Origin of the sequence: Kribbibacterium absianum, from assembly GCF_030067705.1 — a bacterium.
GTDB lineage: Bacteria > Actinomycetota > Coriobacteriia > Coriobacteriales > Atopobiaceae > Kribbibacterium > Kribbibacterium absianum.
In genome coordinates this window covers 154,762-171,668 of record NZ_JASJEX010000002.1, presented here as the reverse complement: position 1 = coordinate 171,668, position 16,907 = coordinate 154,762, and the positions used below count along the sequence as shown (strand labels likewise).

The window sequence follows — 16,907 nt, the reverse complement described above, 5'->3', positions numbered from 1 at the left end:
GAGCACAACGACAGTGGGGAGGCCTTTATGGCTTCAGACGCAAAGCGAATTCTATTGGTGGAGGACGAGAAGGTCATCCGCGACGCCGTGCAGGCCTATCTCGAGCGCGAGGGCTACTGGGTCCGGAGCGTCGGCGACGGCCAGAGCGCCGTGGAGGAGTTCGAGAAGCACACGTTCGACCTCATCATCCTCGACCTCATGCTCCCCAAGCTGTCGGGCGAGCGCGTGTGCCGCGCCATCCGCGACACCTCGGACGTGCCCATCATCATGCTGACCGCCAAGGGCGAGGTGGAGGACCGCATCATCGGCCTCGAGCTGGGCGCCGACGACTACCTGATCAAGCCCTTCAGCCCGCGCGAGCTTGTCGCCCGCGTGCGCGCCCTGCTCCGTCGTGCCCGCGTGGAGGCCGAGCCGCAGATCGAGGTGCTCGACTTCGGCGACCTCGTCATCGACATCTCCGGCCACAAGGTCATGGTGGAGGGCAAGGAAGTGGACCTCACCGCCTCCGAGTTCAAGCTGCTCACGACCCTCGCGCGGTACCCCGGTCGCGTGTACACCCGCATGGAGCTGGTGGAGAAGGTGCTCGGCTACGACTTCGAGGGCTACGAGCGCACCATCGACAGCCACGTGAAGAACCTCCGCGCCAAGCTCGGCGACGACCCGCGCAACCCCAAGTGGCTCTACACGGTGCACGGCGTGGGCTACCGCTTCGAGGCTTCCGAGAAGCCGGCGGACGCCGACAAGTAGCGCCGTGACGAAGGCGCAGGGTTCCGCGTCCCCCCAGGGCGGGCACGCCAAGAACGACCAAACGACCCAGGGCCGATCACCATCCAGCGCCAACGGGATCGGCCCTGGGTTCGATGCCGGCCAGACGGCCTCGTGGCAGACGCCCCGCGCGAACACCGGCCCCGTGCCAAGCTTCGCGAGCCGTCTGACCCTTTCCTTTGTGCTCGTGGCCGTGATGACGGCGGCGCTGCTCGTCGCGGTGCTCGCCATCGTGTGGGAGAGCCAGTTCCAGTTCTACACGCGCACCAACATGCAGAACCTCGTGACCAACATCGCGAACTCCCTCTCGATCGCCTACGAGGAGAACGGCGGCTGGACCGAGCAGACCCTCGCTGCCGCTGCCGCCGCGTCGTCGCAGGTCACCGACGTGGGCATCCAGGTGCTGAACGCGGACTCCGTGATCGTGTACGACGACACCTGGGCCACCGGCACCGATGCCGCGCCCCTCGGCACGCCGTCCGTCTCGCTGGCGCCGGTGGACCCGGACTCCCTTGTGCGCGCCAACATCACCGACGACGGCGTCAAGGTGGGAGAGGTGCGCGTGTGGGCCTTCGGCTCCGACGCGCTGCTCACCAAGAGCGATGCGGCCTTCCGCCAGAACTCCTACGGCGCCATCGCCGGCGCGGCAGGGGCCGCCGTGGTGCTCGCGTGCGTGATGGGCGTGTTCGTCTCCAAGTCGCTCACACGGCCCATCAAGAAGATCACCACCACCGCCCGGGCCATCAACAACGGCGACCTCACCGCGCGCACGCACCTCACCGGCGACGACGAGCTGGGCCAGCTGGGCGAGACCTTCGACGACATGGCCACCACGCTCGAGGGCGACCTCAAGATGGAGCACCGGCTCACGAGCGACGTGGCCCACGAGCTCCGCACTCCCCTGATGGCCATGCTCGTGAACGTGGAGGCCATGCAGGACGGCGTGCTGCCGGCGGACGACGAGCACCTGGCGCTCGTGGCGAGCGAGGTGCGGCGCCTGTCGCGCCTGGTGGACGCGATGCTGCGCCTCTCGCGCATCGAGAACGGCACGACGCAGATGAACCCTCGGGCCACGTGCATGGCCGTGCTGGTGGGCGACATCGTCGAGGCCCAGGAGCAGCTCTTCGAGGACCAGGGGCTCGACCTCAAGCTGCTGGTCAAGGCGCCTGATTCCGAGCTGTACTGCAACGTGGATCAGGACACGATGAAGCAGGTGGTGGTGAACCTGCTGTCCAACGCCATGCGCTACACGCCGGAGGGCGGCCACGTGCTCGTCACGGTGGGCCGCGACGGCAAGGACGTGGCCGTCTCGGTGAAGGACACGGGCATCGGCATCGCCGAGGAGGACCTGCCGCGCGTGTTCTCGCGCTTCTGGCGCTCGGACGCGAGCCGCGAGCGCGTGAGCGGCGGCCTGGGCGTGGGTCTCGCGCTCGTGAAGGAGATCGTGAACAAGCACGGCGGCTTTGTGGGCGTGGAGTCCGAGCTGGGCAACGGCACCACGTTCACGGTGCACATCCCCGCGACCCGCGAGCCGCGCCACCACACCGGCCATGCTCAGGAACCTTCCTCTACAATCAAAAGCTGACTGAGACAGGCGCAGGAGGACGGAGCGGTGTCCGTGGGCGCAGTCGTGCCTGTCGAGCCCGCATGGGCGCTTCGTCCCCGGGTGTAGGTTCCGATTGGTGTTCACGAGGGGGATTCCATTGGCTATGGAGATGCGTCCGGACAGCTCGGGCAAGGTGCGCGACATCTACGACTGCGGCGACACGCTGCTGATGGTGGCAAGCGACCGCATCAGCGCCTTTGACTACGTGCTGCCCGACGAGGTCCCGTCCAAGGGCGAGGTGCTCACGCGCCTCTCGGCCTTTTGGTTTGACAAGTTCGCCGACATCGTGCCCAACCACCTGCTGAGCCTCGACCCGGCGGACTTCCCCGAGCAGTTCCAACCCTACGCGGACTACCTCAACGGCCGCGCGATGCTCGTCAAGAAGGCCCAGCCGTTGCCGGTGGAGTGCATCGTGCGCGGCCGCCTCACGGGCTCCGGCAAGAAGACCTACGACGAGGACCGCACCGTCTGCGGCATCAAGCTGCCCGACGGCCTGCTCGAGGCCTCCGAGCTGCCCGAGCCCATCTTCACGCCGTCCACCAAGGCGGCCATCGGCGACCACGACGAGAACATCACCTTTGAGCAGGTGGTCCAGATCGTGGGCGAGGACGTCGCCGAGCAGCTGCGCGACCTGTCCGTCCGGCTCTTCTCGGAGGGGGCGGCCTACGCGGCGGAGCGCGGCATCGTGATCGCGGACACCAAGTTCGAGTTCGGCCTGCTCGATGGCCAGGTGATCCTGATCGACGAGTGCCTGACCCCGGATTCGAGCCGCTTCTGGCCCGCTCGTGGATTGCAGCCCGGCCAGGTGCAACCCAGCTATGATAAGCAGTTCGTACGCGACTGGCTGAAGGCCAACTGGGACTTCACCGGCGAGCCGCCGCACCTGCCTCAGGAGGTGCTCGATGGCACCTCCGAGCGCTACCAGGAGGCCTACCAGATCCTGACCGGCGAGCCGTTCGTGCCCGCCGCCGAGCAATCCGAGTAACCCGCACCACCCGCTAAGGAGCTTCATGAGCATTCGCAACCCGCAGAACGACCGCAGCCGCAAGCAGCAGACCGAAGGGCTGCCCGGCATGACCCGCAAAGGGGCTTCCCGCGCGAAGCCCGTCCGCGAGGCCGGCGGCTCCGTCCGCGTGGTCAAGGCCAACGCGACCGGCGGCGGCAAGCCGGCAGCTCAGATGACCAAGGAGGAGAAGAAGGAGCTCAAGCGCCGTGAGCGCGACGCCCGCGACCGTCAGGTCGTCGTGAGCAACATCCTCCTCAAGCAGAGCCCCGAGTACCGCAAGTACCGCCGCTTCTGGTGGGTCCTCTTGGGCGCCGGTCTCGTGCTGACGGCCGTCGCGTGGCTCTGCATGTTCGTGTTCCCGGGCGCGTCGAGCGACGTCACCGAGCCGCTCGGGATGGCATCGGTGGTCGCGCTCGTGCTGGCCTACGTGTGCATCATCGGCGCGTTCATCTTCGACTGGGTCAAGGTGCGCCCCTATCGCAAGCGCGCCGACACCGAGGTGGCCGGCATGACGGACAAGCGCATGCAGCAGGTGATCGACAAGGACTACGAGGAAGAGGCCGCCGCCCGCGCCGCCAAGGAGGAGGCCAAGAAGGGCAAGCGCTCCTCCAAGTAGCCGCGCTCGGACGCGCTCGTTCGTGCTCCGGATGCTCTCGACCAGGCCGTCTGTCCCTCCGGGGGACGGGCGGCCTTTTGCGTCACACCGTGCCTCACGGCGTGGGTCGTGCGAGCGCCCACGCGATGCCTGCCGCGAGTCGGCCGGTGGGGTTGTCGAAGTGGCCACCGGGGTTGAGCACAAAGGTCGCGTCCACGCCCTCGTCGACGAGCCGTCGGGCCAGCGCTTCGGTGGCGCCCTGCGTCTCTCGTAGCAGGGGGTTTCGCGACCGGCTCTCCTTCTTGCCGAGCGACAGGTACGCGCGCCGCGGTTTGCGCACAAAGGGCAGCCGCTCGCAGATCGCAAGGAACCCCGGGAACCACAACGAGCCCGACGCCGAGACCACCGAGCAGAACGCGTCCGTGTGATAGGGCGCCCAGAGCGCAAAGAGACCGGCGAGCGAGTAGCCCGCAGCGATGCGATGGCTCGTGTCGGGGGAGGGTAGCTGTTCCTCGGCGGTTGGGATGAGCCTGTGCTCCATCCAGCCGAGAAACTCCGGGGCCCTCCCTGCGAACGGAGGCTGTCCTTTGAAGACGTTCTCGGCAGGCCAGGGCGACAGCTCGGCGTCCCAGTCGAGTCCCGAGACACACACGAGCGAGAACCCCGGCGCCCCGAGGCCGTGGCACGCAGCGGCAAGCGCCTCGGCGTTGTCGGACACCGAGGGCACGTACACCACCGGGGCATTGGCCACCGGAGCCGGGACAACGGTGACGGTGCGTCCGTCCAGCTGCATGGCGCTCCTCTCGGCCGACGGCGCGTTCCACAGCGAAACCGTACTCCTTCGGGGCCGTGGGCGTTCTGGCGGCGCGTGGAGGCGCCTCTCCCTGCCTACGTTCGAAGGATTGTGCGGGGAATCGGCGACCGGGCTTTGCGGGGAAACGGTTCTCCGCAAAGACCTGCAACCGGATGCGGGGAAACGTCGGGCGCTCATGAGGTTGTCTCGCGCCCACCTGCGGTTTTGTCGTTAGGACACGTTGCGGGGAAACGGTTCCCCACAAACTGTCGCGAGAACTTGCGGAGAAACGGTTCCCCACAACGGCGACTGGGCGTGCGAGTTGGCCGCCCTTGCTGCGCGACGGCCCTGGCCGTGTCCCGCGCGAGAGCGTGCACCACGTGTGCCCCCTGAGCCAAAAAAAGAAGGTCAGAGGGCGCGTGCATACCCTCTGACCTGCGAAAAGTCTGGTGCCCCCGGGCGGATTCGAACCGTCGACACCTGCTTTAGGAGAGCAGTGCTCTATCCCCTGAGCTACGGAGGCTGATAGTCCGCCATTCTACCATCAGGCCCGTCAGGAGTTGGCCCTGCCCTCCGTATTGGGGTCGCCCGAGTCGCCCGCATCGCCGCCGGAGCCGGTGTCACCGCCGCCGGAGGGGTTGCCCGAGCCACCTGTGCCGCCATTGCCGCCCGTGTTGCCCGAGCCACCTGTGCCGCCATTGCCGCCCGTGTTGCCCGAGCCGCCCTCGTTGCCCGAGCCGTTCGTGCTGGGGGTCGTGGGCGTGTTGTTCGTGTTCTCCTCCGGCTTGGGGCCCAGGCTCACGATCAGGTAGATCGTGGTGCCCTTGGCCTGGGAGCCGTTCGGGCTGTAGGAGATCACGGTGCCCTCGCTGTAGGAGTCGCTGTACTGCTGGTCGCTCACCGACACGCTGAAGCCGGCGTTCTGCAGGATCGTCGCGGCGCTGCTCTGCGAGTAGCCCTGCACGTCGGGCACGTCCACGGCCTCGGTGCCGGTGCTGATGTAGTAGGTGACGGTGTCGCCCTCCTTGGCAGTGGTGCCGGCGGCCGGGCTCTGCTCGCACACGTAGCCCTTGGCCACCGTGTCCGAGGGCTTGGTCTGGGCGTCGCCCTTGAGGCCCGCCTTCGCGAGCGCCTGCTGCGCCTCGGTGGAGGACTTGTTCACGAGGTCTGGCACCGTCACCTCCTCGGCGGGCTTCTCGCCCTTGGAGACCACGAGGTTGATCTTCGTGTCCTTGGACTGCAGGGTGCCGGCCTCCGGGTCCTGGCTGATCACCACGCCCTTGTCCACGGTGTCGCTGTACTGCTCGGAGACGTTGCCCACCTGGAAGTAGTTGGTGGCCTCGATGGCCGCGACGGCCTCGTCCTGGGGCTTGTTCGTGAAGTTGGGCACCATCTGGGAGCTTGGGGTGCCCGTCGCGACGAAGTACACGACGGCGGCGATGGCCGCGATGGCCGCGAGCACGCCGATGACGACGCCCACCTTGCGGCCGGAGCGCTTCTCCTCCTCGGGCTCGTCGTCCTGCGGCACCTGCGTCTGCACGCGCGTGGAGCCGCTGCGCGGGGTGACCGGCTTGATGGCCTGGGTGGCGCCGTTGGCGCCCGGCTTGATGCGGCTCGTCGCGGCCATCATCTGGGTGGTGCCGTTGCTCGCGATGTTCACCACGCGGCCGGCCAAAAAGTCCGTGAGCGCGCGGCGCAGCTCGTCGGCCGTCTGGAAGCGCGCGCCCGGGTCCTTGGCCATGCAGGTGAGGATGATGGCCTCAAGGGCCGGGTCCACGTCCGGGTTGATCTGGCTCGGGGGAACCGGCTGCTCGTTCACCTGCTTGAGGGCCACCGAGATGGCGTCGTCGCCGTCGAAGGGCACCTTCCCGGTGGCGGCCTCGTACATCACGATGCCGAGCGAGTAGATGTCGGAGGTGGGGCCGAGGGGCTTGCCCTGGGTCTGCTCGGGGGAGACGTAGTGCGCCGTGCCGAGCACCGAGTTGTCGGCCGTCAAATGGCTGTTCTTGGCGCGCGCGATGCCGAAGTCCATCACTTTGATGTTGCCGTCCGGCTGCACCATGATGTTCTGCGGCTTGATGTCGCGGTGGATGATGTCGTGCTTGTGCGCCACGGAGAGCGCCTGGCAGATCTGCGAGCCGATCTGCGCCACCTTGCGGGAGTCCAGCGCGCCGTGGGAGCGGATGCCGCTCTTGAGGTCGGTGCCGCGGAGGTACTCCATGATGATGTAGTAGGTGTCGCCCTCTTTGCCCCAGTCGAAGATGCTCACGATGTAGGGGCTCTGCAGCGCCGCGGCCGCCTGGGCCTCCTGCTTGAAGCGCGCCGCGAACGACGGGTCGGCCGCGTACTGCGGCAGCATGGTCTTGATGGCGACGGTACGGCCGAGGACCTCGTCGGTGCCGCGGTACACGGTGGCCATGCCGCCGATGCCGATCTTTCCTTGGATGCGGTAGCGCCCGCCCAGGACCTGCTCTGGCATCTGTCTCTCCTATCTACAGCGCGTCTGCGCGCGCGTCGGTCCGTCTGCTCTCTCCTGCGGCCGTTCCTGTGGCCGGACATGTCCCGGTGGTTCTCGGCGCCGGGTCGCCCCTTCCCCTCATCAGGCGCCCGCCTGCACTGCGAGCGCCTGGGCCAGCACCTGGCCGGCGATCCGCGTGGCGACGCCCGAGACGTTCTCGCCGTTGCCCTCGATGCACACGGCGATGGCGAGCGTCGGGCGGTCGTACGGCGCATAGCCGATGAAGAGCGAGTTGATGGAGGAGCCGGTCTCGGCGGTGCCGGTCTTGCCGGCCACCCGGACGCCCGCGACGTCCGAGGCGGTGCCGGTGCCGGAGGTGGTCACCTCGAGCATGGCCTCGCCCACCTGCTCGGCGGTGGACTTGTTGATGGCCTGGCCGAGGGAGCGGGGCGTGGTGGTCGAGACGATCACGCCCTCCGGCGACAGCGTGTGGTCCACCACGTAGGGATTCATCGCGACGCCGCCGTTGGCGATCGCCGAGGCGATCACGGCCAGCTGCATGATGGTGGCCTGCGGACCCGCGGGGCTCTCGTGCTCGCCCACCGGCTGCCCGCAGCCGGCCCAGGCCGTCTCCCACTCGGTCATCTCGGAGGGGTTGGGCATGAGCGAGGAGACGCACGAGAAGTCCTGGCCGAGCGTGGACCCAAAGCCGAAGGCCTTGGCGTACTTGACGAGGGTGTCGGCGCCCTCCTGGGCCGCCACTTGGCCGAAGACCGTGTTGGCCGAGACGGCGAAGGCCTCGCGCAGCGTGATGGTGCCGTACTCGTTGTCGTTGACGTTGGTCACGGACGCGTTGCCGATGGTCATCTCGGCCGGGGCCTCGTAGGTGGTGTCGAGCGTGGCCGTGCCGCTCTCGAGCGCCGCCGCCAGCGTCACCGTCTTGAACGTGGAGCCGGGCGCGTAGAGCGACTGCGTCGCGCGGTTCACGAGCGAGGCCGTGGTGTTCTCGCCGGAGATGATCGAGGGCAGCTGGTCGTAGCTGTAGGTGGGCGCGCTCGCCATCGCGAGCACGGCGCCCGTGGAGGGGTCGAGCAGCACGATGGCGCCGGTGCGCCCGGAGAGCGCGTTCTCGGCGGCCTGCTGCATCTGCGAGTTGACCGTGAGCACCACGGAGTCGCCCGGCTGCTCGACACCGGCGAGCGAGTTCAGGGCGCTCATCCAGCTGGTGTAGTCGGTATGGCCGGTGAGCGTGGTGTTCATCGTGGACTCCACGCCCGTGGCGCCGTACTGCGTGGACAGGTAGCCCACCAGATGGGACGCCAGGGTGCCGGCGGGATAGCTGCGCACGAAGGTGCCGTTGTCCTGCTTCAGGGACTCGGCGAGGGTCACGCCGTCGCTCGTGATGATCGCGCCGCGCTGCACTTTGCTCGACTTGTAGAGCGTGTGGTTGTTGCTCGGCATGGACTGGTAGTCGCTCGCCTTGATCACCTGGATGTAGGTGAGGTTGGCGATGAGCAGGGCGAACAGGACCGTGAAGAAGGTCACGAGCACGGTGAGGCGGTTGGAGAGCGCCACGCGGCCGAGGACGCCGGACTCGGCGGAGCCCATGCCGAAGGACACCTTGGCGTAGGGGCTCGTCTTGAGCGCCTGGCTCTGCTGGGAGCGGCCGTCGGCGGCGAGGGCCGGGGTCACCGTGCCGTTGGCCACGCCGGAGCCGCTCATGAGGACATGGTGGCCGGTGCCCTGGTCGCCGCAGCGCAGGAGCAGGCCGATGATGATGAAGCTCGAGAGGAGCGATGAGCCGCCCTGGCTCATGAAGGGCAGCGTGACGCCCGTGAGCGGCATGAACTTGGTGACGCCCGCCACGATGAGGAAGGCCTGGAAGCACAGCGACGTGGTGAGGCCCACGGCGGTGAAGGCCGCCATGTCGCTCTTGGCGCGGGCCGCGGTGGCGAAGCCGCGAACTGCGAGCAGCATGAACAGCAGGAGCACCGCGGAACCGCCGAGCAGGCCCATCTCCTCGCCGATGGCGCTGAAGATGAAGTCGGACTCCACCACCGGGATGAGCTTGGGCAGGCCGTTGCCGACGCCCGCGCCGAAGAGGCCGCCGTCGGCGAGCGAGTAGAGCGACTGCACGATCTGCAGGCCGCCGCCCTGGGCGTCCGCGAAGGGGTCCACCCAGATCTGCACGCGCACGCGCACATGGTTGAAGAGCTGGTAGCACAGGGCCCCGCCGGCGGCGAGCAGCGCGATCGCGATGACCACGTAGCTCACGCGCCCGGTGGTGACGTAGAGCATCACGACGAAGATCGTGAAGAAGAGGAGCGCCGAGCCCAGGTCGCGCTCGAACACGACGATGAGCAGCGACAGGCCCCACATCACGAAGACCGGCAGCAGCATCTTGAAGCGCGGCACCGTGACAGGGCCGAACTTGCGGGAGGAGACCGAGAGCAGCTCGCGGTTCTCGGCCAGGTAGCTGGCAAGGAAGAGCACCACGCAGATCTTTGCCAGCTCGCCCGGCTGGAACGTGAAGCCGCCCACCTTGACCCAGAGCTTGGAGCCCGAGATCTCGGTGCCGATGATCATCGGCAGCACGATGAGGGCGATGCCGACGGCGCCGATCGTGTACTTGTAGTCCGCCAGCCGGTCGAGGTTCCGCACAAAGAAGAGCGTCGCCACCATCGCCACCACGGAGATGAAGAGCCAGAGCACCTGGTTCACCGCCAACGTGGGCGCGAGGCGCGTCACAAAGGTGATGCCGATGCCGGAGAGCACGAAGACGATGGGCAGGATGGCCGGGTCCGCGCCGGGCGCGAGCAGCCGGACGCCCACATGGGCGGCCGCGAACGCGCCGATGAGCCCGAGGGGCACGGCGAGGGTCTCGGCGGACAGGGCCGCGCCGGAGTTCACCACGTACATCGCGTAGATGAGGAGCACCGGCACGGCGCCGGCGATGAGCAGCAAAAGCTCGGTGGTGCGGCGGTCGGCTCCGCGCTCGGTGGCCTGCTTGTAGGCGGCGGCAACAGGGCTCATGCGGCGTCACCTCCGGTCTCGGTGCCGCTCGGGGCGCCGGCGGGCTGATCGGCGGCGGACTCGGCGGCGTCCTTGACGGACTCGGCGGTCTCGGCGGCCTTGGCCTGGGCGTCCGCGATCTGGGTCCGGTAGGACTGGATGGTGCTCTCGGCGTCCCGCTGGCTCGGCATCTGAATGCCGTCGCGGAGCTGGTTCTGGATCGTCTCGGGCAGGAGGCTCACATCCACGTCGGTGGTCTGTTCCAAATGGCCGAGGCCCACGTCTGGGATGCCGGAGTAGAGCGCCACCTTGCCGTCGCTCACCGAGAGGTAGCAGCTGGTGTTCACGATGAGCGCGACGATGCCCGCCACGAGCGCGACCACGGCCACGAGCGCGAGCGCCCAGGCGGTCACGTTGCGGCGCAGCGTGCGCCTGCGGACGACCTCCTTGCCGTCGTCGAGGATGTCCACGACGATCACCGTCGCGTTGTCGTGGCCGCCGGCGACGAGGGCCGCCGAGACGAGCGCGTCGGCGCAGACCTGCGGGCTCGCCGACGTGACGCAGATGTCCTCCAGCTCGGCGTCGGGGATCATCGAGCTGATGCCGTCCGAGCAGAGGATCACGCGCTCGCCGGCCTCCACGTCCAGGGTGAAGTGGTCCGCGTACATGTCCGGGTCCGAGCCCAGGGCGCGGGTGATCACCGAGCGGGACGGGTGCACGCGGGCCTCGTCGGGGGTGATCTCGCCGGCGTCCACGAGCTCCTCCACAAAGGAGTGGTCGTGGGTCACGCGCACGAGCGTGCCCTTGTGCAGCAGGTAGAGGCGCGAGTCGCCCACGTGGGCCACGGCCATCTTGTCGTTCTCGATGAGACAGGCGGTGAGCGTGCAGCCCATGCCCTCGCGGCCGCGACCGGTCTCGGGCGCGACGATGATGTCGGTGTTCGCGGCCTCGATGGCGGCGCCCAGGGCGGCGGAGTCCGCAGTGGCCGGCGCCTGCTGTGCGAGGGTGTGGATCGCGATGGAGCTCGCGACCTCGCCGGCGGCGTGGCCCCCCATGCCGTCCGACACCGCGAAGAGGGGCGGACGGATCAGGTAGGAGTCCTCGTTGTGGCCGCGGATCAGGCCGACGTCGGAGCGCGACCCCCAGGACAGACGGCCGTTGGAGCCCTCGTCGGAGTCCGAGTCCGGCCGGCTGGCGAGGTCGAGCAGCGCGCGGTCCGGCGCGATGGCCTGCGTCACGTCCGTCCTGTCCGGCGTTTCGGCAGGAATCGGCCCCGTGTGCGCGTCGACGGCCGCCGGCTGTGGCGCGGGTTGTGGCGAGGCCTCAGACACCGGGGCGGCGCTTGGCTCGGCCGTCTCGGGCTGAAGCTGATCGTGCTGGTGGGTCATCGGCGGCTCACCCGGAGCACGGCGTCGCCCACCTGCACGTCGTCGCCGTCGCGCAGCGTGACCGGCTCGACCACGGCGTGGCCGTTCACGGTGGTGCCGTTGGTGGAGCCGAGGTCCTCGAGCACGAGCGCGGGGCCCTGGATCGTCAGCCGCGCGTGGTTGGCGGACACGTAGGGCTCGTTGATTTGAATGTCGCAGCTGGGGGAGCGGCCGATCACGACCGGCCCGAGCATGTCGACGTGCAGGCCGCGGAGGTTGCGCGGGCCCTTCTCCAGGTCCAGCGTCCAGATCGCGGTGTCCTTTCGCTGGCCTTTCACCAGGCCGATCCCGGTCCGCATCACGGCGAACAGGAACAGGTACAGGATCACGACCAGCAGGATGCGGCCGACGAAGAGGACGATGTCGATCATCAGCCCTCCCGGAACTCGAGGTTCGTGAGACCGAGGGTGACGAGGTCGCCGTCACGGAGGGCACACTCGTCCACGTCCACGTCGTTCACGAGCGTGCCGTTGGTGGAGTTGAGGTCCGTGATGGTCCAGTACCCGTGGTGGCGCGTGAGCTGCGCGTGGCGACGGCTCACGTTGGGGTCGTGCAGCACGATGCCGCCGGTGGTGCGCTCGCGCCCGATGACCGTGCGCTCGCCGGCGCAGGGGTACGTGCGGCCGGTCTGGCGGTCGATGAGGAGCGCCGTGGCCTGGGGCTGGGGCGCTTGCTGACGGCTGCCGACGAGCGGCACGTTGCGCAGCTGCGTCTGGGGCTGCTGCACAGGTTGGGGGGCCGGCTGCGGCGTCATGGCCAGCTGGCGGTCGTCCTGCGCCAGGGCCTCCTCGCGGCTCAGGTGCTGGACCTGCTGGTAGTAGTCCGGGCGCGGGTTCACGAGCGGCACGTTGCCGGCCGGCATAGGCGCGGGGGCCGGGACGTGCGCGTTGTGCTGCACGGCGGGCTGGCTCGGCATCACGGGCTGCGGCGCGACGGCCTGCTGCTCCATCGCGAAGGCGTCCTGGATCACGTCGAGGGCCATGTCGGCCGGCATCGAGGTGAGGCCGGCGGAGTCCGAGGCGTCCGGCGAGCCGATGGGGCCGAGGCCCAGGTCGATGGGCTGCGGCGCCGGCTGAACGGACGGCTGGACGGGCGGCTGTGCGGCCCCGGAGGCGGTGCTCGCGTAACGGAGCTCCTCCTCGCGCAGGCGGTCGAGCGTGCGGGCGTCGACGTTCTCGGCAAAGACCGAGAACTTCCCGTGCTTCAGGGACGGGTCCACCATGAAGCGCACGAGCGGCTTGCCCACAAAGGTGTAGCCGCGGCGCTGCGCGTGGGCCTCGAGGAAGAGCGAGGTCTCCTCGGTGAGGTTCAGGTAGAGCGGGCGCATGGCCGCGTCGTCGTCTTGGGCCACGAGCACGGTGAACAGGGCGGGCGCGGTGTCCACGCCGTTGATCACGTAGGTCTCCTTCTCCATCTCGGAGGCGGCCTTCTTGGCCAGCTTCTTGAAGGAGAAGGGCGCCGCCGCAGAGGAGGCGGAGCCGAACACCCCGCTGATGCGCTCCTCGAACACGTTGAGGAAGTTCATGGCCTAACCCTCTTCCCAATCCCGCTCGGGCGCGCCGAACAGTCCAACGACAACAGTCATAAGTACCAACGAGCCTACTGCAACGGCCCAGGCGCCCCCGGAGCCGGACGACACGATCCCGTCATTCTCCAGAGCGGCGCGCACCGCGATGCCGCATCCAAGCAGGATAAACGCAACCACCTGCCCAATGAGCGCGCGAACTCGGGAGGCCTGGGAGTCAGGCGCGCCCGAGCTGCCGATCCTTGAGCAGGCGGCGGCGCCAAGGGTCGCGCCGGCCAGAAGGGCCCAGTTCCCCGGATTACTCAAAAGGTTCAGAAAACCTTGGGAAAAAGCCGGGGCGTCGAGCGAGGAGTGCGCGGTCGCGAGCAGCTCTGCCACCAGTGCCAGGAAGCACGCGAGGGCGCCCGTGGCCGCCGCGCGGGCGGGCGCGAAAGCGTACCCCGCGAGGCCCGGCGTGAACGTGGTCCACCCGAGGGCCGGGGCCGCGAGCAGAGAGGCCGCCGAGAGGCGCGAGCTTGTGGAGGCGCGGCCGAGCCACAGGCCTGCGAGGCCGCCGACCGCCACGGCGGCGAACACGCTGACCGGCGTGACATCGGGGGTCACTACGGCGAGCACGAGCAGCCCGGAGGCCACGGCGGCGCCGGCTGGTGCCCAGAGCGCGGCCGCACCGCCGGCGACGAGGACCGCGGCACCCTGGAGCACGAGCGACGAGAGGCCCACGGCCGGCGCGCAGTGCCATGCCAGGAGCGCGCAGGCGAGCCCGTTGGCGGCGCGCGTGCATGCGGGGGCGACCCACGGCGCGCGGCGCCCCGGCGGGTCCATCGCGCGCCAGGGGCTCTCGTCGAAGTCGTCCTGGGCGGAGGGCTCGTCGTTGATCAGCTGCGCGAGCGAGGCCTTGCCGTCGCGCGGGTCGCCGAGGCTCGGGAGCACCTCGCCCGCGAACTCCTCCGGCGAGCTCATGCGGCCGGCGGGGCTCGGGCTGAGCGCGCTCATGAACGCGAGCTCCACGGGGCCGGCAAGCTCGGGCTCCTTATCGGAGAGGGGCGCCGGGCCCTTCTCGATGAGCTTGAGCGACTGGGCGGCCGTGGACGCCGCGAACGGAGAGACGCCGGTGAGGGCCTCGTAGCACACGGTGGCGAGGGCGAAGACGTCCGTGCGCTCGTCCACCAGCTCGCCCGTGAGCTGCTCGGGCGGCATGTAGCCCACGGTGCCGCCGCGCGCCCCGCCCCAGCCGGCCGCGGACATGAGGGTGGCCATGCCGAAGTCCCCGAGCTTGACGGCGCCGGAACGGTCGATCATCACGTTGCCCGGCTTGATGTCGAGGTGGAGCACGCCGTTCTCGTGCGCGTAGGCGAGCGCGGAGGCCACGGAGTCCAGCACGTTCGCGACCTCGTCGTAGACCAGGACGCCGCCCTCCACACGGGCGATCAGCTCGGCGAGGGTCAGGCCGTCCACGTACTCCATCACGAGGTAGGCGAACTGCTCGTCCACCTCGAAGTCGTGGATCGTGACGATGTTGGGGTGCGTGAGGTTGGAGCTGGCGCGGGCCTCGGCGAGGGCCTCGTGGATGGCGGCCGTCGCGCCCTCGTCCACGTCGAGCGGCAGGCACTTGATGGCCACGCGCCGCTGCAGGCGCACGTCCCAGCACACGAGCACCGCGCCGAAGCCGCCGCGGTCGCGCTCTTCGATGGCGCGATAGCGGCCCAGCAGGAGCTGGGGCTGTGTGGGCTGGTTCACCATGGTGGTCCTCGGTGCTGCGTTTGGGGTGCGATCCTGGGTGCGAGTGGGTGCAGTGTAGCGCAGCGCAAGGAACTGAAGAATGGCCCTTGCGCCGCGCGGTCGGGAATGACAGAATGCTGACCTACGCGGGCGTGGCGGAATTGGCAGACGCGTACGGTTCAGGTCCGTATGAGGGTTCCCTCATGAAGGTTCAAGTCCTTTCGCCCGCACCATCGAATGTGAGAGGCCTCCGGCAACGGGGGCCTTTTTCGTTGCGGCGGCGGGGTCGCGCGGGCGTTGCGGCGGCGCTGGAGCCGAGGTCGGGGCGGCGCTGGAGCCGAGGCGTTGCGGGGAAACGGTTCTCCGCAAAGTCGTTGAACCGGTTGCGGAGAAACGTGCCCGTCTCACCCATTCGAGACACGCTCACCTGGGGTTTTGCGTCCTGGCGCGCTTGCGGGGAAACGTTTCTCCGCAACGAGCGTCCCCCCCCCGCAGCTAGGCCACCGCAGGACGCACGAGGTTCATCGCAACGGCGTGCAGGTCTCGGTACCTCTGCTCCCAGGCGGGGTCCTCGATCTGTGGGACCACCTGCAACTCCGCGGCGATGTTCAGCGCGTTGAGCTTGAAGCGCCGCCAGTTGGTCAGCTCCTCCCCGGCCAGATGGATGCGGGGGATCTTCTGGCGCTCCAGCTCGTTGTTCCTCACGGCGTCGCGGGCGGCCTGCTTCTTGCTCTTGGAGCCGCCGTGCCACGCGTGGCCGTCCACCTCGACGTCCAACGGAGGGTCCTCCCAATAGAGGTCCAGCTCCAGGCTCGCTTCCAGCGTGAGGGCGGCCGCGCGAGGAGAGAGCGGCACGGAGTGGTTGACGAGCGGCGCGGGGAGCCCGAATCCTCCCAGCTCGGGCGGCGCGCACAACAGAAACGCCACTGCGGCCTCCATCGGTGACCGCGCTCCGTCGCGCACATAGGTCAGGGCCTCGCGCGCCCGCTTGCTGCCGTACAGGCCGTTGGGCATGCTGCCGAGAAACCCTTGGAGCCGTTCCACGCGGGTGAGGGGGTCGCGCTTCTCGAACCCCTGGGCAACCAGCTCCTCGCGCACGTCGCCCTTCATGACCTTTCCGTAGCGACCGCAGAGCTCCCACCCGAGCAGCACGGTGCGCTCGAGCGTCAGGCGGCTTGCGGCCTGCACGAACAGCAGCTCCGGGGCCACGACGTAGATGGCCGGCGCCCCCTCGTCGAGGGGGAGGACGAGCCTTCGGAGGGGCGGGTCGGTCGGGCTCGTCCACTGGTGCTCGCGCACGAGCGGCTGATGCGGTCGAGTGTCGCCGGGCCGCACCAGGACGTCCAAGACGTGGTGCGCGTCCAAGAGACGGGCCTTCTCCAGAGCGGCGCGCGCCCTCCGGATGGCGGCAGCCGTCTCGCCGCGCGGGGGCCTCTCGGACGGCGCTGCCGGCACGTCCGCAGGGTTTGCGGGCGCCAGGCGGCCTCCACGGCGCAACAGCCGAAGCACACTTCCATGGGAGACAATGACGTGCATGGGCGCTCCTCTAACGATCGGCGCGCCGAGCGTGCCAGAGGGGCCTGGCCGATCGCTGACACCAATCTGACCCGCTGTCACAGACTCTGACCAGAGTTTTCGACCACGGGCTCTGAGCTGGATGAATGCTGTGGTTACAGCATCAAGCTAGCAATGAGATGGTGCGGCGTCCACGAATACTCCACGACCGCTTCGTGAAAGGAGCCGCCACGCGGGGCTGTGCGCGAACCCTTGCGGAGAAATCGTTGCGGGGAAGTGGTTCCCCGCAAAGGTTCGCAACCGCTTGCGGGGAAACGTGCGCCTTCTCGAGGAGCTCAGGAGGAACACCTGCGGTTTTGTCGTCGGAGGGTCTTGTGGGGAAACGTTTCTCCGCAACGACGCCGCCGGACATGTGGGGAAACGTTTCTCCGCAAGCCCCAGCAAGCCCTCGCGCTCCGCGAACCCCGCACCCCGTCCCGCAATCGC

General features: G+C 68.9%; 12 protein-coding genes and 2 tRNA genes. 5 read left to right on the top strand and 9 right to left on the bottom strand.

Annotated elements, in window-relative coordinates; translation table 11 throughout:
• Positions 1–27: 27 nt before the first annotated feature.
• The 4 genes from QJ043_RS03735 (at position 28) to QJ043_RS03720 (ending at position 3,993) form a co-directional block, all read left to right on the top strand.
• Positions 28–747 carry a response regulator transcription factor gene (locus QJ043_RS03735; protein ID WP_283713995.1) on the top strand — a complete coding sequence of 240 codons (720 nt, stop codon included), beginning with the start codon at positions 28–30 and terminating at the stop codon, positions 745–747.
• A gap of 4 nt (positions 748–751) precedes the next feature.
• On the top strand, positions 752–2,350 hold the full coding sequence (locus tag QJ043_RS03730) for a HAMP domain-containing sensor histidine kinase (protein WP_283713996.1): 1,599 nt from the start codon (positions 752–754) through the stop codon (positions 2,348–2,350).
• A gap of 124 nt (positions 2,351–2,474) precedes the next feature.
• Positions 2,475–3,356, top strand: coding sequence for a phosphoribosylaminoimidazolesuccinocarboxamide synthase (locus QJ043_RS03725; protein ID WP_283714019.1), 882 nt, complete (start codon positions 2,475–2,477; stop codon positions 3,354–3,356).
• 25 nt (positions 3,357–3,381) lie between these two features.
• Positions 3,382–3,993, top strand: coding sequence for an acyltransferase family protein (locus QJ043_RS03720; RefSeq protein ID WP_283713997.1), 612 nt, complete (start codon positions 3,382–3,384; stop codon positions 3,991–3,993).
• A 94-nt stretch (positions 3,994–4,087) separates the two neighbouring features.
• On the opposite strand, the gene QJ043_RS03715 is transcribed toward QJ043_RS03720, so the two are convergent.
• The 8 genes from QJ043_RS03715 to QJ043_RS03680 form a co-directional block, all read right to left on the bottom strand.
• On the bottom strand, positions 4,088–4,765 hold the full coding sequence (locus QJ043_RS03715) for an alpha/beta hydrolase (RefSeq protein WP_283713998.1): 678 nt from the start codon (positions 4,763–4,765) through the stop codon (positions 4,088–4,090).
• A 447-nt stretch (positions 4,766–5,212) separates the two neighbouring features.
• Positions 5,213–5,288 (bottom strand) — tRNA-Arg (locus tag QJ043_RS03710).
• A 30-nt stretch (positions 5,289–5,318) separates the two neighbouring features.
• Positions 5,319–7,244: a Stk1 family PASTA domain-containing Ser/Thr kinase gene (pknB, locus tag QJ043_RS03705; RefSeq protein ID WP_283713999.1), complete on the bottom strand. Its 1,926-nt coding sequence runs from the start codon at positions 7,242–7,244 to the stop codon at positions 5,319–5,321.
• A 120-nt stretch (positions 7,245–7,364) separates the two neighbouring features.
• On the bottom strand, positions 7,365–10,256 hold the full coding sequence (locus tag QJ043_RS03700; RefSeq protein WP_283714000.1) for an FtsW/RodA/SpoVE family cell cycle protein: 2,892 nt from the start codon (positions 10,254–10,256) through the stop codon (positions 7,365–7,367).
• Positions 10,253–11,473 carry a Stp1/IreP family PP2C-type Ser/Thr phosphatase gene (locus QJ043_RS03695; RefSeq protein ID WP_283714001.1) on the bottom strand — a complete coding sequence of 407 codons (1,221 nt, stop codon included), beginning with the start codon at positions 11,471–11,473 and terminating at the stop codon, positions 10,253–10,255. Before QJ043_RS03695 ends, QJ043_RS03700 begins: the two co-directional genes overlap by 4 nt.
• 146 nt (positions 11,474–11,619) lie before the next feature.
• The gene (locus tag QJ043_RS03690; protein WP_283714002.1) at positions 11,620–12,033 is read right to left on the bottom strand and encodes an FHA domain-containing protein; all 414 of its coding nucleotides are present in this window, start codon (positions 12,031–12,033) and stop codon (positions 11,620–11,622) included.
• Positions 12,033–13,187, bottom strand: coding sequence for an FHA domain-containing protein (locus tag QJ043_RS03685; protein ID WP_283714003.1), 1,155 nt, complete (start codon positions 13,185–13,187; stop codon positions 12,033–12,035). The genes QJ043_RS03690 and QJ043_RS03685 overlap by 1 nt, the downstream gene beginning before the upstream one ends.
• A gap of 3 nt (positions 13,188–13,190) precedes the next feature.
• Positions 13,191–14,927: a serine/threonine-protein kinase gene (locus QJ043_RS03680; protein WP_283714004.1), complete on the bottom strand. Its 1,737-nt coding sequence runs from the start codon at positions 14,925–14,927 to the stop codon at positions 13,191–13,193.
• 125 nt (positions 14,928–15,052) lie between these two features.
• On the opposite strand from QJ043_RS03680, the gene QJ043_RS03675 reads away from it, so the two are divergent.
• Positions 15,053–15,139, top strand: a tRNA-Leu gene (locus QJ043_RS03675).
• Positions 15,140–15,401: 262 nt separating this feature from the next.
• Here the strand turns inward: QJ043_RS03675 and QJ043_RS03670 are convergent.
• Complete coding sequence (locus tag QJ043_RS03670) at positions 15,402–16,442, bottom strand: hypothetical protein (protein ID WP_283714005.1); 1,041 nt, start codon at positions 16,440–16,442, stop codon at positions 15,402–15,404.
• Between the last annotated feature and the right edge of the window lie 465 nt (positions 16,443–16,907).